The following is a 20,013-nucleotide window of genomic DNA, read 5'->3' as shown; positions in this document are numbered from 1 at the left end:
ATGAAAAAAATCGGCATAATCTTTTTAATTATAATTTCTTTTTCATTTACAAAAGATGAAAATAATCTCTTATATAAAAATTATGCTAAAGCACTAAATCAAGGTGGTACTTTTCAATTTTTTCTTGTAATTAAGATTAAAAACTTAAATACGAATGAAGTTAGAGAAATATGTACGAAAGGTGACTTTCTACAAGGAGCAATTCACCATGAATATAAAATTCCATATACTGAAAAAGGATTACTTAAGGCATATCAAATTGCTTTAAAGAATAAAAAAGGTATTTTGAATTTAAAAATGACAGTGCAATTGCAAATTTAGGCGTACAAGATTATTCAGTAAATGACTTGAAGAAATTGGAATCTAAAATTAACTTCAATTTTCTTGCTGAAAAAATAAAGAAAAACAAAAAATGGTCTTCTTATCTTGATGATAAAGATTTAACAATGTATGCTCATGCATTGTTTAACAGAGGAATTTTAACTGGAGAAAACAGTTGCATGGGAGGTTCACTTATTTACATAAGCCCTGAAACAAAATTTTAAATCCATTCGCCCCCAAACGAATGGATTTTTCAATTTAAAAACTATATTTATTCTACTTTGCAGTCTACTCTAGTCAATGTATTTTTTGCATCAAATGTCAATTTTGACTTATCTTTAAAAGTGACTCTATCATTTGTAGAAACAACGTCGCCATATCCTTCAATCAAAGCCCCGTCTTTTTGCAAAAAAACAACTTCCCTAACAGAAGAAACTCCTTCGGACAAAAACGTATAATCGCCAACTAAAGTATCACCTTTCATATTACCGACTAAAGTTCCTTCGTTTTTATCTTTTCCAGTTAAATTATAACTTAGTTTTCCGTTAACTTCTTGATGCGAATTGACATTGAAACTTATTAAAATTATATTTCCATTTTGTCGTGAAGCGTAACATTGATCGCCAGCTGGCTCAACTAATTCGGCATCTTTTGGTGCTTTTGGCTCAATTTGAACTGGTTCAGTATCAGTTGCTTTTTTACAGGAAATAAGAACTGTTAAAATAAGAGTTGCTATTGCTAATACTTTTTTCATAATTCGTTATTTTTATCTTGTTGATTATGAGATAAAGTTAGTCCAAATAAAAAAATCCATTCGTAGAACAAATGGATTTTTTTACATAATTCCCACTTCTGGGAATTTAATTTTATAATTAATTACGAAACGTCAACAGTCGTACGCTCAGCAATTTCTTTATAAGTTCCGTTAACTAATTTCTCACGAATTGCTTCGAAAGCAGTTAAAGTTTCTTCAATATCTTCTAATGTATGAGAAGCTGTTGGGATCATTCTTAACAAAATAATTCCTTTTGGAATAACTGGATAAACCACAATCGAAAGGAAAATACCGTAGTTTTCTCTTAAATCGTTAACCATTACCATTGCTTCAGGAATACTTCCTTCTAAGTAAACTGGTGTAATACAAGTATTTGTATCTCCAATATTGAATCCTTTTTCTTTAAGTCCGTTTTGCAAAGCATTTACGTTTTCCCAAAGTTTATCTTTAATTGAAGAAGAATTACGCAACAATTCTAAACGTTTCAATGAACCAATTGTTTGAATCATTGGCAATGCTTTTGCAAACATTTGAGAACGCAAGTTGTATTTTAAATAATCAATTACCGTTTTATCAGTTGCTACAAAAGCACCAATATTAGCCATAGATTTTGCAAAAGTAGAGAAGTAAACATCAATATCTGCCTGAACTCCCTGCTCTTCACCTGCTCCAGCTCCTGTTTTTCCAAGTGTACCAAAACCGTGTGCATCATCAACTAATAAACGGAAATTGTATTTTTGCTTCATAGCAACAATTTCTTTTAATTTTCCCTGTTGTCCGCGCATTCCAAAAACACCTTCGGTAATAAACAAAATACCTCCGCCTGTTTCTTCGGCCATTTTAGTAGCACGCCGCAGGTTTTTTTCCATACTTTCAAGGTCATTGTGTTTGTATGTAAAACGTTTACCCATGTGTAAACGAACACCATCAATGATACAAGCATGTGAATCAACATCATATACAATGATGTCATTTTTTGTTACCAAAGCATCAATGATCGAAACCATTCCTTGATAACCAAAATTCAATAAATAAGCAGATTCTTTCATTACGAATTCAGCCAATTCATTTTCTAATTGTTCGTGATACGTTGTGTGTCCAGACATCATACGAGCTCCCATTGGATAAGCGGCACCAAACTGAATTGCGGCATCTGTATCTGCTTTACGAACCTCTGGATGATTAGCTAAACCTAAATAATCATTTAAACTCCAGTTTAAAATATTCTTTCCGTGAAATGTCATTCTAGGACCCAACTCACCCTCTAACTTTGGGAAAACATAATAGCCCTCTGCTTGAGAAGCCCATTTTCCTAAAGGTCCTTTATTGTCCTGAATTCTCTCGAATAAATCTTTTACCATAATATAGTGTAGTAATAATTTTAACTTAATCAGCGAGCAAAAATAATCATTATTAATTTAAAATGAAGAACCTCAATTATTTTTATTGAAAATAATTCACTTGACTCTATTTAACAAGACAAATAATACAATACAAACACAAACCTTTATAATTTAAGCATATAGTTGTTCTTAAATCATGATTTTTATCATAATAAAAGACAAAACAGTCTTTTATTTTTGATTTTAATTAAACCCCTTATAAAACCAAAATTTTATGAAAAACAACAAAGACATTTCAATGAAAATGAGGCTGTTTGCATATCTGCTTTTTAGCGTATTATTTTTAACAAGTCGCAAAAAGGAAGAAAGTGTTAATTATGAAAACATTGTGACTGAAGGAGAAATGAATGCAGAATTAACTTCTCCTCCACATGTTCCAAAACCTGTTGGAAACAGACCTGCCATGAAACTTAAACTAAACATGGAAATTAGAGAAAAAGAAGGCACAATGACTGATGGTGTGAAATATACTTATTGGACATTTGGAGGATCAGTTCCGGGAAGTTTTATCAGAACAAGAGTTGGAGACGAGGTTGAATTTCACTTAAAAAACCATCCTGATAATAAATTACCTCATAACATTGATTTACACGCTGTAACTGGTCCTGGCGGAGGAGCTACTTCTTCTCTTGTTGCTCCTGGACATGAAAAAGTTTTTAGCTTTAAAGTAATCAATCCGGGACTGTATGTTTATCATTGTGCAACTGCTCCCGTGGGAATGCACATTGCAAATGGTATGTACGGATTAATTTTAGTTGAACCAGAAGGCGGGCTTCCTCCTGTTGATAAGGAATACTATGTAATGCAGGGTGATTTTTACACTCAAGGTGAATATGGAGCAAAAGGGCTTCAGCCTTTTGATATGAACAAAGCGATAAAAGAAACTCCTGATTATGTTGTATTTAATGGTAAAGTTGGCTCTTTAACAAATGGAAATGAGCTGACAGCAAAAGTTGGTGAAACTGTTCGTTTATTTGTTGGAAACGGCGGACCAAACTTGGTTTCTTCTTTTCACGTTATTGGCGAAATATTTGACAATGTTCATATTGAAGGTGGCACCACAATCAATCATAATGTACAAACTACTTTAATTCCTGCTGGAGGTTCTGCGATTGTTGATTTTAAAGTTGAAACTCCGGGAACTTTTATTCTGGTTGATCACTCGATTTTTAGAGCATTTAATAAAGGTGCTCTGGGAATGCTGAAAGTGGAAGGAAATGAAAACAAAAACATTTATTCTGGAACTATTCAAGAAGGTATTTATTTACCTGAAGGTGGAACAATTCAAAAAATGCCAGTAGATCCTGTTGCAAAAACTGCGGTTCCTAAACGTACAGCTGAAGAAAAAATAAAAATTGGAAAAGAAATTTTTGGAACAACCTGTTTTGCTTGTCATCAATCTGAAGGGCAAGGAATTCCGAATACGTTTCCTCCTTTAGCAAAATCAGATTATTTAAATGCCGATTCTAAACGTGCTATTAAAACAATTCTTCACGGTTTAACTGGCGAAGTTACTGTTAATGGCAAAAAATACAATAATGTAATGCCGGCTCAAAATTTATCTGATGATGAAATAGCAAATGTGCTGACTTACATTTACAGCGACTGGGGAAATAATAAAACGGAAGTTACACCAGAAATGGTAAAAGCATTAAGATAAACAGCAAACAATCAGCATGAAAAAATACATTTTCATACTAACTATCTTTTTCTCTGTGTTTAGTGTCATGAAGGCGCAGGAAAAAGGAATGGCGTTCATAAAAGAGGGATCTTTTGTCCCTCTTTATGGAGCTGTTTCCAAAAATCCTGTAGTTGTAAAATCATTTTACATAGATGTTTATCCTATAACAAATAGTCAATTTTTAGAGTTCGTTAAAAAAAACACTTCTTATCGAAAATCAAAAATGAAAGGGATTTTTGCAGATAAAAGCTATCTCAATTATTGGAAAAACGATCTTGATTTCGAAAATGCAAAACCAAATTCGCCCGTTACAAATGTTTCTTGGTTTTCAGCAAAAAAATACTGCGAATGCGAAGGAAAACGTTTAGCTACAATGGATGAATGGGAATATGTAGCAATGGCCGACACGAAAAAAATTGACGCAAGAACCAAAAAAGAATTCAATGAATATATTTTATCCTGGTACGAGAAATCGAGAACGTATGAGAATGAAATTGGGAAAACGTTCAAGAATTATTGGGGCGTTTACGACATGCATGGTTTAGTTTGGGAATGGACAGCCGATTTTAACAGCATTTTTTTATCGGGTGAATCGAGAAAGGACAAAAGCAATGATAAAAACCTTTTCTGCGGAGGTGCCTCAGTTAACGCATCCGATTTAATGGATTATGCTTGCTTTTATGCGTTACGCGTTCAGAGGAAGTTTGAAAGCACAATATTCTACAAGAAATCTTGGCTTTAGATGCGCCAGTACAACAAAACCAAAAATCTAATTTAAATTAGTTTGAAATGAAAAAAATAACAATCGTCTTTTTTGCTCTTACATTATCATTTTACAGCCGCAAAAAGACTGATACAAAAGCAGAAACAAAAAAAGAAATCAGCGATTTATCGATTTACAATCTACCATCAAAATGGACAACACAGGATGGGAAAGATATTGAATTAAAAAGTCTGAGAGGAAATGTTTTGGTTATGGTTATGATTTACACAAGCTGTAAGGCAGACATGTCCGAGATTGGTCGCTGATATGCGTGATATTGAATCAAAATTAGAAAAAACGACGAAACAAAATGTAAAATTGATTTTGGTCAGTATAGATCCGAAAACGGATACACCACAAAGATTAAAATCTTTTGCAATTACCAATAAAATGAATCAGGATCCTTGGATTTTCCTTCGTTCATCTGAAGAAAATACACGAGAATTTGCGACAGTTCTGGCTGTAAACTACAAACAAATATCACCAATGGATTTTTCGCATTCTAATATTATAAGTGTTTTTAATCAAGAAGGTGAATTGATTTTTCAGCAGGAAGGTTTAGGTGTAAATAATGAAAAAACAATCGAAACAATAAATCAGGAAGCGACAAAAATATAGATATTTAAATAGGTTGATTAGTAAGAAGCAAGAGTTTGATTTTTAAATAGAAATCGGCTCTTGTTTTTTATTTATAATGGATATCATCATTAAAACTAAACCCAAAACAAGGAGGATACTGAAAACTAAAATACTTTGATAATAAAACACAATCGTTCCTTTTCCAAAAAACAAAAACCCGCCTTGTAAAAACAACAAAATTTCTGTTGAAATATATCCGAAAATAAAGCACTTCACTCCTATTTTTAATATTGGAGAATCTCCTAAAAGTATTTTATTCTGAAGCATAATTCCAAACAAAAATCCTGTGATAATTCCCAAAGTCGTTAAATGAATAAATCCGATTACAAAATTTCGGATTTGATGCGAAACTTCGGCCAAATTTGGAAAAATCGTGAGCAATTGAATTCCAACTTTCAAAAAAATAGAAAACAAAGCTAATCCATAAACGACTTTTGTGGTTTTGTCTAAAGTACTTTTGAAATGATTTATTTGAGGTTTCAGCATTTTATAGAAATAAATAAAAGCTCCTAATTGAAGTAAAACTCCAAAAATATTGATATAACTCAAAACATTATTTTCTATAAACCAACGCACTGGAAAAGCAACCGTTAATAATATAGAAATGATTATTAAAAAGTAAAACTTCTTAAACTTTGCTTCATCAATTTTATATTGAAATTGTTTTAAAAAAAGTGCCAAAATTGCCAAAATAAACCAGCCATTAAACTGAAAATGAAGAAAAAACTGAATCGCAATTTGATAAAAAGCGCTTTGTTTTCCTAATGTACTAACCGCAGGACCTAAACACCAAACTCCGCAGGTTGACAAAATCATAAACAAAATTGAAATCAGTAAAAGTCTTTGTGAGGGTGATTTATCTCTGGAACAATCTTTCCAAACTAAACGACAAAAAACATAACTCAATAAAATATGAAGAGTCGAGGAAATAATCGAAAACAAAGCATATCCCTGAATTTGAAAAGCAATTATCATTCCGACAACCGAAAATTCTGTCAACCAAAATAGACGGTTATAAATTGGTTTTTGGCTTTTCTCTTTTGGAATGAAAAAAAGAACAATCAAAACATATACAATCATATAAACCCAACCCAGCATTGCTACATGTGAATGCGCGTGAAGCAAAAAACTGTAGTTTAAAAAATCTAAAGGAAACAGATACATAAACCGCATTAATAATCCGAAAACACAGGCAATCAGAAAATTAAAAAAACAGCAAATAATCCAGGCTTTTTGAGAATTCATATTGCAATTTTTTTTAACATAAAATTTTTAAACCATATAAGTAATATAAGAAATTATAAGTCTGTTTTAAATGAACTTATATTACTTATATGGTTTAAAATAAAAACACCGATAATTATCATTTTTAGATAAGTTTTCGGTGCTTTTAGAATTAATAAAATCAATCTTTATTCTACTTCAACAAAGTCTTTTTCTAAAGTCACAGCTTTTGGAAATAAAATATTATTTTCCAAATGAATGTGTTTGTGCAAATCTGCTTCAAACTCTTTCAACATTGCAAAAGTCACTCTGTAAGTTGTACAAGCATCTGCAGGTGGCGTATAGTTATTTGTCAATTCGGCAATTGCTCTAAAACGTTCGCCTTCATTATCATGTTCATTCATCATCATCGCAATCGGGTTTGAAACAGTTCCAAAAGTTGGTTGAGATAAAATCCCATCAGATTCTTTGGTTTTTACCATTCGTTTTACAAAAGGAAACAAAACCAATTCCTCTTTTTTCATATGTTGCGCTAATTCGCCAGCACAGCCAACAAACAATTCATTAATTCTAAACAATTCTGGATGGCTAGCACCGTGAACTTTGCATAATTTATCTAAAAACGGAAGCAGTGCATTTGTTTTTTCTTCCACATAACGGTGATGCGTTTTTTCAATATAGTCTGCCAATAAATCCAAAGGCCATGAATTAAAATCGATGTTTCCTTGATTTTCTGACTGCAAAACCTGCAAAACATTTTCTAATAAAGCATCTGCATTAATGTTTTGTTTCTCGCAAACTTCTGTAACGGTTCTATTTCCTTTACAGCAAAAATCAATATTATATTTAGAAAATACAGTCGCTGTTCTAAAATCGTCAGCAACGAATGATCCGATTGTTTTGTTTTTTAAATTTTCCATGATACTCATTTTTTAAATTTTTATTTTTTTATTTTTTTTGAATCCAAATAAAAGATATTTTTATCTTTTATTTGGATTCAAAAAACTCCAAACTGAAACAGAATTGGAGTTTTTACTCTTTACTCAACAATTAATACACCTTTCATCATAGCCACGTGGCCTGGGAAAGAGCAAATAAATGGATAAGATCCTTTTTTATCAATTGTAAATTCGATTGTATCTTCTTCTCCGCCACCTAATAATTTAGTGTGAGCAACAATTGAAGCTTTTTCAGATTCCGGAATATAATCGGTTGCTTTGGCATCATTTGCTTTCAAAGCAAAAGCAGACTTGATCCGTTCCTTCTTGTAAAATCACTAAATTATGCCCCATTGCTTCTTTTGGGATTTTCCCAACATGTTTCAAAGTAAGTTTAATTGGTTTTCCAGCAACTGCTTTTAGTTCATTTACGTTATATTGCATTTGGTCATTTCCTTCAATCACTAATACATTTTCTTCGGTCGCTGGTGTTGCTGGTGCTTTTTCTCCTTCTGTAAATGGTTCAGTTGTTTCTGTTTGATCAGCCGGAGCCGTTTCTTTTTACCGCAAGAAGTAACTGCTAAAAATCCCATCAGGATTAGTATTGAAAATTTGTTTTTTGTATTCATTTTTAAATTATTATTAAATGTTAATCTATTGTATTTTAAGGTTATTCTATATTTAAGGCTTTCAGAAAAGAGTCTCCCGATTCTACTCCAGAAGCAAGCTGTTCTAAAGTTGTTTTTGTAAGCATTTCTAAGAGTAAGCCCCGAATTTTTTGAAATCATTATGCACTGGGCACGGACGCTCTTCAGAACATTCTTTTAATCCAATTCCGCAACCTTTATAAATTTTATCGCCATCAATAGCATCAACTATCTGAATGAGATGAATCGATTTTACAGCTTCATTAGAAACTTCAAAACCGCCTCCAACTCCTTTGGCGGAATGAATGATTCCGTTTTTGGTCAAAATCTGCATAATCTTGGCCGTAAACGGTTCAGGCGAATCAATTTCTTTGGCAACATCTTTTATTCCAACCCTAATTCCTTTTGAAGAATTTGTGGCAATAAAAATCGAAGCTCTAATTCCGTATTCACAGGCTTTTGAAAACATATCTCTTTTATTAATTCCATACAAAGATATACAGATTTATAATAAAGGACAAAATTATCTTTAATTAATTTTACGAAAGGATAAACTTATTTATAACCAAAATAATTAAGTAGGTTAAAAACACTAATTCGGCACTAAAACCACATAAAAACAAATTTTAATTTTAACTTTGAGATACTTAATTTTCTAATATCTAAATAATGGCATTCAGCACTTCAAAAGATTTAAAATTAGCTGTTCTTATAGACGCCGATAATGTTCCCTACAGTAATGTAAAAGGTATGATGGAAGAAATTGCAAAACTTGGAACGCCAACAACAAAAAGAATTTATGCCGATTGGACAAAGCCAAATGCTAATGGCTGGAAAGGCGTTTTATTAGAGCATGCCATCACTCCTATTCAGCAATACAGCTACACCGTTGGCAAAAACTCTTCCGATTCTGCTTTGATAATTGATGCTATGGATTTGCTATATTCTGGAAAATTAGACGGATTCTGCATTGTTTCGAGTGATAGCGATTTTACAAGACTTGCCGTAAGACTTCGCGAATCCGGCATGAAAGTAATTGGTATTGGTGAAAAGAAAACACCAAACTCATTTATCGTTGCCTGCGACCGATTTATTTATATTGAAGTTTTGGATGGAGCAACTCAAAAGAAAAAACCTAAAGTTGTTGTCGCCGACACCAAAAAACCAGTCGAAAAACCTACAGAAAAAGCGCTTCATAAAATTGACAAACAGACTATTGAACTTATCGAAGCCACAATTGAAGATATTGAAGATGACGATGGCTGGGCATTTTTAGGTGATGTAGGAAACTTGATTGTAAAGAAAAAACCAGAATTTGATCCTCGAAATTATGGTTATTCCAAGCTTACCCCAATGCTGAAATCATTGACTGATATTCTAGAAATCGACGAAAGAGAATCAGACAAAAAAGGAATCAAACACGTTTATGTACGTTTAAGATTCAACTAATATTTCATTACCTATTTAAATTTTTAAAAACATGAGAAAAAATTCTTTATTTACGGATTCTTATTGTTTCTAATTGTTCTCGCAATTTATTATTACACTGGACGAGGCTATTTACTCGTTTTTATTATCCCTTTTTTGCTAATTGTGGGAGTTTACAACGCATCTCAAGAAAAACACGCTATTTTAAGGAACTTTCCTGTTTTAGGTTATTTCAGATATTTATTTGAGATGATTGCTCCGGAGATTCAACAGTATTTTATCGAAAGATCTACAGACGGAAAACCATTTTCTAGAAATCAGCGCTCATTAGTTTATCAAAGGGCAAAAAATATCGATTCGAGCACTCCTTTTGGAACGCAATTAAACTTAAACACAGAGAATTATGAAGGAATAAAACACTCCATTTTTCCTGCAAAAGTTAATGAAGAACTGCCTCGCGTTTTAGTAGGCGGAAAAGATTGCAAACAGCCTTATTCGGCTTCTTTATTTAATGTATCGGCAATGAGTTTTGGTTCATTGAGCGAACATGCCGTTCGTGCTATCAATATTGGAGCGCAAAAAGGAAATTTTTATCAAAATACCGGAGAAGGTGGCTTAACAGAATTTCATCTTGCGGGAGGTGGCGATATTACATGGCAAATTGGTACAGGATATTTTGGATGCCGAGACGCCGAAGGAAATTTCAGCCCTGAAAAATTCTCTGAAAAAGCCAATCTCCCAAATGTAAAAATGATTGAGATCAAGCTTTCACAAGGTGCAAAACCTGGACACGGAGGTGTTCTTCCTGCCAGAAAAAACACTGAACAAATTGCAAAAATCAGAGGTGTCGAACCACATACTATGATTCTTTCTCCTCCTGGCCATCATGCGTTTTCAGATTCTAAAGGATTAGTTCATTTTATCAAGCAATTGCGTGATTTGTCGAACGGAAAACCAATCGGATTTAAATTGTGTATTGGAAACACAGCAGAATTTGAAGCGATTTGCCACGAAATGATCGCTGAAGACATTTATCCAGATTTCATTACAGTTGATGGTGCCGAAGGCGGAACTGGAGCCGCGCCTCTTGAATTTGCAGACGGAGTTGGAATGCCATTTGAACCTGCCTTAATTTTCGTCAACAAAACTTTGGTCGGATTAAATATCAGAGATAAGATGAGAATTATCGGAAGCGGAAAAATCATTTCTGGCTACTCTATTTTACACGCCATTGCATTGGGCGCTGACATGTGCAACAGTGCAAGAGGATTTATGTTCTCTTTAGGCTGTATTCAGGCATTGCGTTGCCATAATAACGAATGCCCGACTGGTGTTGCCACTCAAAACAAAATGCTGATGAAAGGATTGGTTGTTACTGATAAATCAGAACGTGTATATCATTTCCATAAAAATACGCTTCACTCGGCAAACGAACTTTTGGTCGCAGACCGGAAAAACTTCTTTTGCAGATGTTGACATTAATATTTTTATGCGAGGTGATGAATTTACTAATTTATCTGAACTATATTTTCCAGATAATCTGACAAACGTTACCAAAAGAAATTAAACTAAAAAGCCTTTTTGATTGTCAAAAAGGCTTTTTTAGTTATTTAAAGTAATTTTATATCACAGGCAATTACAGTTTTGCAGTTTCTTTTCCATTTCCTCCAGAACCTTCTAATACAGCTAGCTCTTCCTTATCAACTAATTGTTGTGCTAAAATGATATTATTATAAGATAAGAAATAAACATCAAACGACACCCCTTCTTCAATCAATTCTTGAGAAATCTGATTGTTTTTGATCATTTCTTTCAGCAAGTTTGGAAAAGATGTTTTTGTTGCCAATTTATTTTCTTCATTGCCTTCTAAATTAGTCTCGATTCTAATTTCGATTTTATTGTCATTTAAAAATGCTTTTGCGCTGGTGCTAATAATTCCCGCACCCTTTATTGACGACGAAATATTGTAATTACTTACATGCTCCTGTATTTTCTGCTTTGTGTTTTTACAGCTGGCAAGCACTAAAATTAAAATAAATGCAAATGCGATTTGGGTAATTTTTTTCATAAATTTTTAGTTTTTTGGTTATTTTTTAACTCAAACATAACAAACTTATAACACAAAAACAACATTGTAGTAAAAAAATAAAATTTGTAATTATTTGATTACAAATAACCTATAACTCAATAAGGCTATTTTACAGCAAACAAAAAAGCCTCTTTTAGATAACCAAAGAGACTTTTGAATATTTTGAAAGATTTTGAGAATCTATTTATTTTATTATTTCGGAAATTGATTCTTTATCGATCACTTTCTTTGAAAGAACAGTATTATCGTCTGCCAAAAAATAAGCATCAAATCGGATCCCTTCTTCAACTAAATCTTTAGGAATCTGATCTTTTTTGATCATTTCTTTCAGCAATTTCGAGAATGCCAAATCACCAGCCATTTTATTTGCTTGATTTTGCTCTAAAGCAGTTTCAAATCTCAATTCAATTTTATCATCATTGATATAACCTCTTGCCGTTGTCAACGTAACATTATCAGCTTTAAAAGTTTTTGCCGAAGCATTATATGCTGTTACGTATTCCTGTAGTTTCTGTTTGGCATTTTTACAACCCACCAATAAAAGCACCATCATGATCATTGACAAAATTTGGCTTATTCTTTTCATAGTTTTTTAATTATTTTATTTTTTGAAGTCTTAAAAGCGCTTCAAGATAATAATAATCTGCGTAATTTATAGAACAATCTACTTCGCTTCCAGCTGGTTTATGACCAGTTGAATGGAGCAAAAATGCCGAATTGACATCACGGCTTTGATAATTATCTGAAAGCGAAACAATCATTTTTTTAGCTTTTGTCAAATATTCTTTTTTCAGATTTTTATCTTTGGTATAAGAGCTCAATTCTAAAAGAGCCGATGACACAATCGCGGCGGCAGATGCATCACGAGGCGCATTTGGAATGTCTGGCGCATTAAAATCCCAATACGGAATCAAGTCTTCTGTCGTTAATTTATCCAGATAAACTCTGGCTATTTTATGTGCAAAATCCAAAAATTTAGGATCTTTTGTTTCTCTGTAAACCATTGTAAAACCATAAATGCCCCATGCCTGGCCTCTCGCCCACATACTATCGTCGCTGTATCCTTGTGCAGTTCTTCCTTTTATCTTTTTCCCCGTTTCATAATCATAAATTACAACATGGTAAGAAGTATAATCTGGTCTAAAATGATTTGCCATTGTAGTTTCGGCATGTTTTACGGCAATGTCGTATAACTTTTTACTTCCTCCATTTTTAGAAGCCCAGAAAAGCATTTCTAAGTTCATCATGTTGTCAATAATCGTATTATGACCACCCATTTTATTATGAGGCCAAGATTGAATAGTTCCCACTTTAGGGTTAAAAAGCGTCGCCAATGTATCAGCCGTTTTCAGAATAATTTCTTTGTATTCTTTGTTTTTAGTCAAACGATATCCATTTCCGAAACTATTAAAAACTTGAAAACCCAAATCATGATCTCCGGCTTTGCTAACTGATAAAGGAGTCAAAAATCGGCTAAATTTATCAGCTTCTTTTTCCCATTTCTTATCGCCGGTTGCTTGGTACAAATACCATAATTCACCTGGCCAGAATCCGCTTGTCCAATCTTTATAACCAACAAATTTCCATTCTTTACTCCCATTCGGAACCGTTCTAGGCGATGTTCCATCATTCGGAATCACTTTTAACGTCTTTGAAGCCTGCTCTGCACAGTAATCAAGTTGTTTTTTAATATTAAACGAATTGTCTTTTTGAGAATAGCCCTGATTTCCAAGCAAGCAAAAAGCCGCAATCAGAGTGAAAAATTTTGCATTCATTGTGGTTATTTTTTGAAGTATAGTTTTATTGAATCGATAAATTTATAAAATAAAGTAAACCTATCCGAATCTTTGTATTTTTGTTTACCCAAAAAAGTACTAATGTCCCCAATCAAAATTTAAAATTGAACAAAACCAGAATCCAATATCTCCTTCTATTCTTGTCAGTTATCTTTCTCGGAATTCTTTCAAGGAAAATTTCACTGATTCCATTATGGATTGGCGATTTCCTGTATGCTGTGATGATTTATTTTCTTGTTAGAATTGTATTTCTCAATAAAAAAGCAACTTACATCTTTATTCTTTCATTACTAATTTGTTATGGAATTGAATTTTTACAGCTTTATCAAGCTCCTTGGATTATTGAACTGAGAAAAACACTTTTTGGAAGATATGTTTTGGGCCAAGGCTTTTTATGGTCGGACATTCTTGCTTATACCGCAGGAATACTTTTCATCTTTTTTATCGAAAAAATCATTTTAAAATACAACAATTATGAAGCTCGTTTTCGCATCAAACAATAAAAACAAAATCAAAGAGATCCAAAGCATTTTAAAAGGATCTATACAATTATTAAGTTTAGAAGATATTGGCTGTTTTGAAGATATTCCGGAAACTGCCCATACAATTGAAGGAAACGCAATTTTGAAAGCCGATTATGTAACCGAAAAATATGGTTACGATTGCTTTGCTGATGATACCGGATTAGAAGTTCATGCCTTAAATGGAGAACCCGGAGTCTATTCAGCACGATATGCAGGCGAACAAAAAAATGCCGATGACAACATGAACAAGCTTTTAGACGCTTTAAAAGGCGAACAGAATCGTAGCGCACAGTTCAAGACCGTTATTGCTTTGAACTTAAATGGAGAACAGCATCTTTTTACTGGAATTGCAAAAGGAGAAATCACTTTGAATAAAACTGGAAATCAAGGTTTTGGATACGATCCAATTTTCAAGCCGGAAAATTACAGCGAAACCTTTGCCGAATTGCCTTTGGAAACCAAAAATAAAATTGGCCATCGCGGAAAAGCAACGCGACAACTTATTGATTTTCTGAACTCCACAAAATAATTGTTTAAAATACAACATTTTAGAAGCTAAAATTGATATTTCAAGACGTATTTTTTTCGAAAATTCTTCAATCTTTAAAAAAATCATTTCACACCAAACATAACTTTTTGATAATCAAATCATAACAAATACATAATTCTTGAAATAGCATTAGCATATCTGAATAATTAACAGTAATTTTGCACCCTATTTTAAAAATACATATGAACAAATTTGAACAATTAGGATTAAATGAATCGTTACTGAAGGCGATTTTAGATCTAGGATTTGAAAATCCGTCGGAGGTACAGGAAAAGGCGATTCCCCTATTATTGGAAAAAGACACGGATATGGTTGCGTTGGCTCAGACAGGGACAGGGAAAACGGCGACTTTCGGTTTTCCGCTAATCCAAAAAATTGATGCTGACAACAGAAATACACAGGCATTAGTTTTATCGCCAACAAGGGAGCTTTGTTTACAGATTACTAACGAACTTAAAAACTACTCAAAATACGAAAAAGGTATTAATGTGGTAGCAGTTTACGGAGGAGCTAGTATTACAGAGCAAGCAAGAGAAATTAAAAGAGGAGCACAAATTATTGTGGCTACTCCAGGAAGAATGCAAGACATGATCAACAGAGGTTTGGTTAACATTAAAAACATCGATTACTGTGTTCTTGATGAGGCTGACGAAATGTTGAACATGGGATTTTATGATGATATCTGTTCTATTTTATCAGATACTCCTGACGAAAAAAGCACATGGTTGTTCTCTGCAACTATGCCACAGGAAGTTGCTAGAATTGCAAAACAATTCATGAGCGACCCAGTAGAAATTACTGTTGGAACTAAAAATTCTGGTTCATCTACAGTATCTCACGAATTTTATTTAGTAAATGCTCGTGACCGTTACGAGGCTTTAAAAAGATTAGCAGATGCTAATCCAGACATTTTCTCTGTGGTTTTCTGTCGTACTAAAAGAGATACGCAGGCAATCGCTGAAAAATTAATTGAAGATGGTTATAGCGCCGCTGCGTTACACGGAGATTTATCTCAAGCGCAACGTGATGGTGTAATGAAATCATTCCGTGGAAGACAAATTCAGATGCTTGTTGCTACTGACGTTGTCGCACGTGGTATTGACGTTGACAACGTAACACACGTTGTGAACTACCAATTGCCTGATGAAATTGAAACATACAACCACCGTTCTGGACGTACTGGTAGAGCTGGAAAATTAGGAACTTCTATTGTAATTGTTACAAAAAGCGAGTTGCGTAAAATTTCTTCTATCGAAAGAATCATCAAGCAAAAATTCGTTGAAAAAACTATTCCATCTGGAATCGAAATCTGCGAAATTCAATTATTGCATTTAGCAAACAAAATTAAAGATACTGAAGTTGATCACGAAATTGACAACTACTTACCAGCAATCAATAATGTTCTTGAAGATTTATCTAAAGAAGAATTGATTAAAAAAATGGTTTCTGTAGAATTCAACCGTTTCATTACTTACTACAAAAAGAATAGAGATATTTCGGCTCAATCTTCTGGAGAAAGACGTGAAAGAGGTGATTCTGAGCCAAGAGAATTTAGCAATAATGGAGCAGTTCGTTATTTCGTAAACATTGGTTCTAGAGATAATTTCGATTGGATGTCTCTTAAAGATTACTTGAAAGAAACATTAGACTTAGGTCGTGATGACGTTTTCAAAGTTGATGTAAAAGAAGGCTTCTCTTTCTTTAACACTGATCCTGAGCACACTGACAAAGTAATGGACATCTTGAACAATACGCAGTTAGAAGGACGTCGTATCAATGTCGAAATTTCTAAAAATGACGGCGGAGGAAGACGTGACCACAACAACCGTGGAGGAAGACGTGATTCTGGAAGAAGAGAAGGAAACTTTGCTCCAAGACGTGAAGGAGGTTCTGACAGAGGCGGATTTAGAGGAGAAAGAAACTCTTCATCTAGACGTGAAGGTGGTTCTGACAGAGGCGGATTCAGAGGAGAAAGAAATTCTGCTCCAAGAGAAGGCGGTTTCAGAAGAAACGAAGGCGGTTCTGATAGAGCTCCAAGACGTTCTGAAAGCTTTGGCGATTCGTCAAGACCAAGAAGACCAAGAAGAGATTAATTTTTTAATATCTTAAAATACAAAATCCCAAATTCCAGACATAATTGGAATTTGGGATTTTTTTGCCAAGAATTCTTCTCTTCTCTCTTTCTAGCTAAATACCAAAAACAAACCAAACAGGTGCACGCAATTTAATTCAAACACATAGAAACATAGATTTAGAGGCATCTATAAAAGGCGTTTCACTTGTTTTAAACAAACATAGCAGGCTATGTGTTAGAAACTAGTTTCTTTTTAAGCTCTTTTCCAAAAATAAAATCTATCTTTCTAAGTGTTGAATAAAAAAACATGAATTACACGCCGTAGTTAAAAGCAATTCTTTTTTGCTTTGTTAATTTTCTTATAATTATATTCCAAGACTATAAAATATTTAATCCCGTTTTACTACTTTTAGTGCTTTAAATCAGGATATGAAATATTTCGCAGTTTTCTTTTTTATGTTATTGACGAGTATTGGTTTTGCTCAAGAAACAGAATCAACAGCTCCTCAAAGAGTTTCAGGTTACATCTTTAATGATAACACCAAACAACCTCTCCCTAATGTAAATATCATCAATAAAAACAAGGTGTTAGGCGCAAAGTCTGATGCTAAAGGTTATTTTGAAATTGATGTACAGCAAAATGACACACTGCAATTCTCTATTCTGGGATTCCAATCTTTGCGCATTAGAGTGACGAATGACTGGATCAAAAACAAAATCACAAGAATTCAGCTTACAGAAAAAGCAATTGCACTTGAAGAAGTTGTTATTGCTCCTTTCAGCTTGACCGGCTATCTTGAAATTGACTCAAAACTTATTCCGACTAAGGAAAACTACCGTTATAGCATTTCTGGCCTTACACAAGGTTATGAAGCTGGTGAATATGCCCCAAATGCATTTGGAAAAGTATTGGGTTCTATTTTCAACCCCGCCGATATGCTCTATAATTTCTTTGGAAAAAATGGAAAAGAGCTCAGGAAGCTTAAAGACATGAAAAAAGATGACACGATCAGAAATCTTCTTGAAACGAAATACGACAGAGAAACCCTTGCCTTGCTTTTAGGAATTACAAAAGAAGAAATTCCGGAGATTTTACAGCGTTGCAACTACTCAGAATCGTTTGTCCAGCAAGCAAATGATTTGCAGATTCTTGATGCTATTAGTGGCTGTTATGAGCAGTATAAAGTCTTGAAACGTAATTAAAGTATTCAGTCGCAGTCGCAGTATTCAGTTGCACTAACATTGAACAATATATAAAAATAATCCCTGATTGCTAAAAGCGGTCAGGGATTTTTACTTTTAGGTACGCGACAGAACTGCGGAAATTTATAAACGTTAGTACGAAAAGTATTCTACAGATTAAAAAATCATTATAATGATTTTTAAGACAAATATTCTATATTTTTGGTGGTGTAGCAATTGTAATATAGTATCAACATTAATCTAAAAACCATGAAACAAATCATAATTATTCTTACTTTATCAGTTACATTTTTTTCTTTTGCACAAAAGAATCGCAAAGCATTTTCATTAGAAATTGCAGTGAATGAAACACAACAATACAAAGCTGAAATACCCGAAAGCCCATATTTTGTAAAGGAAAAATTATTACAAATTTACTGTGGCGAAAAAGTTTTTGTTGAATGCGAAATTGCCGGAGATTCAATAAGCGACATGAAAATAGTTACCGAAAATACACATCCCGAAAAAACAATAGAAATTCAGTTTTCTCAAGATGTTAAAGACAGAAAGAGTATAAATACCATGCTTCAGCTAAATAATCCTTTTAACAAAGACTTAGTTTATGAAGCAATTATGCTTACGCCATTTAGTGAACAATGGAAATCAACATCCACAATTCCAATTACAGCAAAGTTAATGAGTTTCGAAACTTGGGGTCATCCAATTATATCTTTAGGTTTAATGAATTGGCACTTTAAATAAAGCTACGACATATAACAGTTACTAAAATGAATTCGGGAAATTGCCTAAATGGAAAATTGGTTTTACATTTAGAATGATTTGATAAATTCCAATAATAAACTGAATTTAATCTCAAGCTTGCTAAAGTAGCGGGACATTATTGATTATTATATGACCAATCAGAAAACATGATAAAAAAATACTTTTCTTGATATTCATACTAACACTTATTTCTTGTTCAAAACAGAGTAAAATCTATTATGAATATGACGGATTGGTGGTTACACGATTTACAGATTGCTCTAAAGACTATATTTTAATAGGTAAGCATCAAAATATATCAGACACTTTAAATTCAACTTTTATTAAATCTTCATTTAGCGGGTTTAATTCTGGAATGGATGCATATATGGTGTTTCGTTCTGATAGAAAAATAGATATAATTGGTCTAGGTGCTTCTTTTGAAAAATTTGGTTCAAACGATTCAATTAACCTCAAAGATTTCGAAAATAATATTGATTTTAAAAAATGGGAAGATAATGCAAAATTGAATTTTAAGAATATAATTCGCTTATCAAATGTTATAAAACTAGAAAAAAAGCGAAATTTAGGATACAAAACTGAAGTGCAAGCGAGTTACGAAAACTAAAAAAACAGCAATTAAAAACTGCTATAAAGGATTTGGAATGATTTGCTTCGCTTCGTCTATTTATTATCTCGGGTGGAAAATCCGAAAATAGGCGACTTAATTTAACACCTAATTGATGTAGTAACTAGGACTTCTATATGATATTACAAAATAATATGATGACAAATAATGAATTCAAGGAAATTTTTAAAAATCAATTGACCAAAATTGGATTTAAAATGCGCGGAAATAATTTTAGATTAAAAACATCCGAGATTGAAACAATCGTCAATCTTCAAAAATCTAATTTTAGCAATGCATATTATGTAAATTATGGTTACAACCTTCTAAATTTTGATTGTAGTGAAGTATACATTCATATTTCTGAACGCCTGCCACAATTGGCGACTTTCGATCTAGAAAAGGAATTCCAAAATCGAGAAAAAGAGCTCCTTGCTATTATAAATCAAATGCTTATTCCTGAAATTACTAAAATTAAAACTGAACAAGATGTTCTAAATTTATTTCAAAGAAAACCTTATCTCAACATGACTACGATATTCAAGGTTAAAGAATATCTAAAACTATTATAAGTATGTCCCACAAAAGC

Annotated in this window: 20 protein-coding genes and 4 pseudogenes; 14 read left to right on the top strand and 10 right to left on the bottom strand. The window is 33.0% G+C overall.

The genetic code is table 11. The features are described 5' to 3' along the window. Both ACQ9BO_RS11425 and ACQ9BO_RS11420 read left to right on the top strand, forming a co-directional pair. Window positions 1-321 (top strand): hypothetical protein, encoded by a 321-nt coding sequence (locus ACQ9BO_RS11425; RefSeq protein WP_431244803.1) that lies wholly within the window; start codon window positions 1-3, stop codon window positions 319-321. Window positions 322-356: 35 nt separating this feature from the next. Next, the gene (locus tag ACQ9BO_RS11420) at window positions 357-545 is read left to right on the top strand and encodes a hypothetical protein (protein WP_431244802.1); all 189 of its coding nucleotides are present in this window, start codon (window positions 357-359) and stop codon (window positions 543-545) included. A gap of 47 nt (window positions 546-592) precedes the next feature. On the opposite strand, the gene ACQ9BO_RS11415 is transcribed toward ACQ9BO_RS11420, so the two are convergent. After that, window positions 593-1,075 carry a hypothetical protein gene (locus ACQ9BO_RS11415; RefSeq protein WP_431244801.1) on the bottom strand — a complete coding sequence of 161 codons (483 nt, stop codon included), beginning with the start codon at window positions 1,073-1,075 and terminating at the stop codon, window positions 593-595. Window positions 1,076-1,197: 122 nt separating this feature from the next. Then, window positions 1,198-2,457 (bottom strand): aminotransferase class I/II-fold pyridoxal phosphate-dependent enzyme, encoded by a 1,260-nt coding sequence (locus ACQ9BO_RS11410; RefSeq protein ID WP_431244800.1) that lies wholly within the window; start codon window positions 2,455-2,457, stop codon window positions 1,198-1,200. A gap of 256 nt (window positions 2,458-2,713) precedes the next feature. Between ACQ9BO_RS11410 and nirK the strand changes: the two genes are divergently transcribed. From nirK to ACQ9BO_RS11395, 3 genes and pseudogenes are all read left to right on the top strand, one after another. Further along, window positions 2,714-4,159 carry a copper-containing nitrite reductase gene (nirK, locus tag ACQ9BO_RS11405; protein ID WP_431244799.1) on the top strand — a complete coding sequence of 482 codons (1,446 nt, stop codon included), beginning with the start codon at window positions 2,714-2,716 and terminating at the stop codon, window positions 4,157-4,159. A 16-nt stretch (window positions 4,160-4,175) separates the two neighbouring features. Beyond that, window positions 4,176-4,953, top strand: a pseudogene (locus ACQ9BO_RS11400) (formylglycine-generating enzyme family protein). A gap of 16 nt (window positions 4,954-4,969) precedes the next feature. Next, a pseudogene (locus ACQ9BO_RS11395) lies at window positions 4,970-5,561 on the top strand (SCO family protein). A 42-nt stretch (window positions 5,562-5,603) separates the two neighbouring features. Here the strand turns inward: ACQ9BO_RS11395 and ACQ9BO_RS11390 are convergent. The 5 genes and pseudogenes from ACQ9BO_RS11390 to ACQ9BO_RS11370 form a co-directional block, all read right to left on the bottom strand. Beyond that, window positions 5,604-6,707 carry a hypothetical protein gene (locus ACQ9BO_RS11390; protein ID WP_431244798.1) on the bottom strand — a complete coding sequence of 368 codons (1,104 nt, stop codon included), beginning with the start codon at window positions 6,705-6,707 and terminating at the stop codon, window positions 5,604-5,606. Between the two features lie 287 nt (window positions 6,708-6,994). Continuing rightward, window positions 6,995-7,726, bottom strand: coding sequence for an iron-sulfur cluster repair di-iron protein (gene ric / locus ACQ9BO_RS11385; protein WP_431244797.1), 732 nt, complete (start codon window positions 7,724-7,726; stop codon window positions 6,995-6,997). Window positions 7,727-7,845: 119 nt separating this feature from the next. Next, a complete protein-coding gene (locus tag ACQ9BO_RS11380; RefSeq protein ID WP_431244796.1) occupies window positions 7,846-8,043 on the bottom strand; it encodes a plastocyanin/azurin family copper-binding protein in 198 nt (65 codons plus the stop codon). Next, window positions 8,030-8,209 (bottom strand): hypothetical protein, encoded by a 180-nt coding sequence (locus ACQ9BO_RS11375; RefSeq protein WP_431244795.1) that lies wholly within the window; start codon window positions 8,207-8,209, stop codon window positions 8,030-8,032. The genes ACQ9BO_RS11380 and ACQ9BO_RS11375 overlap by 14 nt, the downstream gene beginning before the upstream one ends. Window positions 8,210-8,414: 205 nt before the next feature. Then, a pseudogene (locus ACQ9BO_RS11370) lies at window positions 8,415-8,860 on the bottom strand (RrF2 family transcriptional regulator). 200 nt (window positions 8,861-9,060) lie between these two features. On the opposite strand from ACQ9BO_RS11370, the gene ACQ9BO_RS11365 reads away from it, so the two are divergent. Next, the gene (locus ACQ9BO_RS11365) at window positions 9,061-9,840 is read left to right on the top strand and encodes an NYN domain-containing protein (RefSeq protein WP_431244794.1); all 780 of its coding nucleotides are present in this window, start codon (window positions 9,061-9,063) and stop codon (window positions 9,838-9,840) included. Window positions 9,841-9,888: 48 nt separating this feature from the next. Beyond that, window positions 9,889-11,386, top strand: a pseudogene (locus ACQ9BO_RS11360) (FMN-binding glutamate synthase family protein). A gap of 69 nt (window positions 11,387-11,455) precedes the next feature. On the opposite strand, the gene ACQ9BO_RS11355 reads toward ACQ9BO_RS11360, so the two are convergent. The 3 genes from ACQ9BO_RS11355 to ACQ9BO_RS11345 all read right to left on the bottom strand — a co-directional run bounded on the left by ACQ9BO_RS11355 (window position 11,456) and on the right by ACQ9BO_RS11345 (window position 13,683). Beyond that, entirely contained in the window at window positions 11,456-11,887 is a 432-nt protein-coding gene (locus ACQ9BO_RS11355; RefSeq protein ID WP_431244793.1) for a hypothetical protein, read from the bottom strand. Between the two features lie 205 nt (window positions 11,888-12,092). After that, window positions 12,093-12,494: a hypothetical protein gene (locus ACQ9BO_RS11350; RefSeq protein WP_431244792.1), complete on the bottom strand. Its 402-nt coding sequence runs from the start codon at window positions 12,492-12,494 to the stop codon at window positions 12,093-12,095. 10 nt (window positions 12,495-12,504) lie between these two features. After that, window positions 12,505-13,683 carry a glycoside hydrolase family 88 protein gene (locus tag ACQ9BO_RS11345; RefSeq protein ID WP_132990110.1) on the bottom strand — a complete coding sequence of 393 codons (1,179 nt, stop codon included), beginning with the start codon at window positions 13,681-13,683 and terminating at the stop codon, window positions 12,505-12,507. A 125-nt stretch (window positions 13,684-13,808) separates the two neighbouring features. Between ACQ9BO_RS11345 and ACQ9BO_RS11340 the strand changes: the two genes are divergently transcribed. From ACQ9BO_RS11340 to ACQ9BO_RS11310, 7 genes are all read left to right on the top strand, one after another. Beyond that, window positions 13,809-14,207 carry a DUF2809 domain-containing protein gene (locus ACQ9BO_RS11340; protein ID WP_431244791.1) on the top strand — a complete coding sequence of 133 codons (399 nt, stop codon included), beginning with the start codon at window positions 13,809-13,811 and terminating at the stop codon, window positions 14,205-14,207. Then, entirely contained in the window at window positions 14,179-14,757 is a 579-nt protein-coding gene (locus tag ACQ9BO_RS11335) for a non-canonical purine NTP diphosphatase (RefSeq protein ID WP_431244790.1), read from the top strand. Before ACQ9BO_RS11340 ends, ACQ9BO_RS11335 begins: the two co-directional genes overlap by 29 nt. Window positions 14,758-14,960: 203 nt before the next feature. Continuing rightward, complete coding sequence (locus tag ACQ9BO_RS11330; protein WP_431244789.1) at window positions 14,961-16,871, top strand: DEAD/DEAH box helicase; 1,911 nt, start codon at window positions 14,961-14,963, stop codon at window positions 16,869-16,871. Window positions 16,872-17,281: 410 nt separating this feature from the next. Further along, window positions 17,282-18,055 carry a carboxypeptidase-like regulatory domain-containing protein gene (locus tag ACQ9BO_RS11325; protein WP_431244788.1) on the top strand — a complete coding sequence of 258 codons (774 nt, stop codon included), beginning with the start codon at window positions 17,282-17,284 and terminating at the stop codon, window positions 18,053-18,055. A gap of 249 nt (window positions 18,056-18,304) precedes the next feature. Beyond that, the gene (locus ACQ9BO_RS11320; RefSeq protein ID WP_431244787.1) at window positions 18,305-18,796 is read left to right on the top strand and encodes a hypothetical protein; all 492 of its coding nucleotides are present in this window, start codon (window positions 18,305-18,307) and stop codon (window positions 18,794-18,796) included. A gap of 187 nt (window positions 18,797-18,983) precedes the next feature. Beyond that, window positions 18,984-19,424, top strand: a complete 441-nt coding sequence (locus ACQ9BO_RS11315) for a hypothetical protein (protein ID WP_431244786.1) — start codon at window positions 18,984-18,986, stop codon at window positions 19,422-19,424. A gap of 155 nt (window positions 19,425-19,579) precedes the next feature. Then, entirely contained in the window at window positions 19,580-19,996 is a 417-nt protein-coding gene (locus tag ACQ9BO_RS11310) for a DUF4304 domain-containing protein (protein WP_431244785.1), read from the top strand. Window positions 19,997-20,013 lie beyond the last annotated feature (17 nt).

The organism is Flavobacterium sp. P21 (genome assembly GCF_050632225.1).
Lineage (GTDB): Bacteria > Bacteroidota > Bacteroidia > Flavobacteriales > Flavobacteriaceae > Flavobacterium.
The sequence above is the reverse complement of the archived record's forward strand: the minus strand, read 5'-3'. Positions and strand labels throughout refer to the sequence as shown.

What these genes read in the sequence shown, in the direction of transcription:
- ACQ9BO_RS11425 (WP_431244803.1), top strand. Translation starts at nt 1, where the DNA reads ATGAAAAAAATCGGCATAATCTTTTTAATTATAATTTCTTTTTCATTT.
- ACQ9BO_RS11415 (WP_431244801.1), bottom strand. Translation starts at nt 1,075, where the DNA reads ATGAAAAAAGTATTAGCAATAGCAACTCTTATTTTAACAGTTCTTATT.
- ACQ9BO_RS11410 (WP_431244800.1), bottom strand. Translation starts at nt 2,457, where the DNA reads ATGGTAAAAGATTTATTCGAGAGAATTCAGGACAATAAAGGACCTTTA.
- nirK (WP_431244799.1), top strand. Translation starts at nt 2,714, where the DNA reads ATGAAAAACAACAAAGACATTTCAATGAAAATGAGGCTGTTTGCATAT.
- ric (WP_431244797.1), bottom strand. Translation starts at nt 7,726, where the DNA reads ATGGAAAATTTAAAAAACAAAACAATCGGATCATTCGTTGCTGACGAT.
- ACQ9BO_RS11365 (WP_431244794.1), top strand. Translation starts at nt 9,061, where the DNA reads ATGGCATTCAGCACTTCAAAAGATTTAAAATTAGCTGTTCTTATAGAC.
- ACQ9BO_RS11355 (WP_431244793.1), bottom strand. Translation starts at nt 11,887, where the DNA reads ATGAAAAAAATTACCCAAATCGCATTTGCATTTATTTTAATTTTAGTG.
- ACQ9BO_RS11350 (WP_431244792.1), bottom strand. Translation starts at nt 12,494, where the DNA reads ATGAAAAGAATAAGCCAAATTTTGTCAATGATCATGATGGTGCTTTTA.
- ACQ9BO_RS11345 (WP_132990110.1), bottom strand. Translation starts at nt 13,683, where the DNA reads ATGAATGCAAAATTTTTCACTCTGATTGCGGCTTTTTGCTTGCTTGGA.
- ACQ9BO_RS11335 (WP_431244790.1), top strand. Translation starts at nt 14,179, where the DNA reads ATGAAGCTCGTTTTCGCATCAAACAATAAAAACAAAATCAAAGAGATC.
- ACQ9BO_RS11330 (WP_431244789.1), top strand. Translation starts at nt 14,961, where the DNA reads ATGAACAAATTTGAACAATTAGGATTAAATGAATCGTTACTGAAGGCG.
- ACQ9BO_RS11325 (WP_431244788.1), top strand. Translation starts at nt 17,282, where the DNA reads ATGAAATATTTCGCAGTTTTCTTTTTTATGTTATTGACGAGTATTGGT.
- ACQ9BO_RS11320 (WP_431244787.1), top strand. Translation starts at nt 18,305, where the DNA reads ATGAAACAAATCATAATTATTCTTACTTTATCAGTTACATTTTTTTCT.
- ACQ9BO_RS11310 (WP_431244785.1), top strand. Translation starts at nt 19,580, where the DNA reads ATGATGACAAATAATGAATTCAAGGAAATTTTTAAAAATCAATTGACC.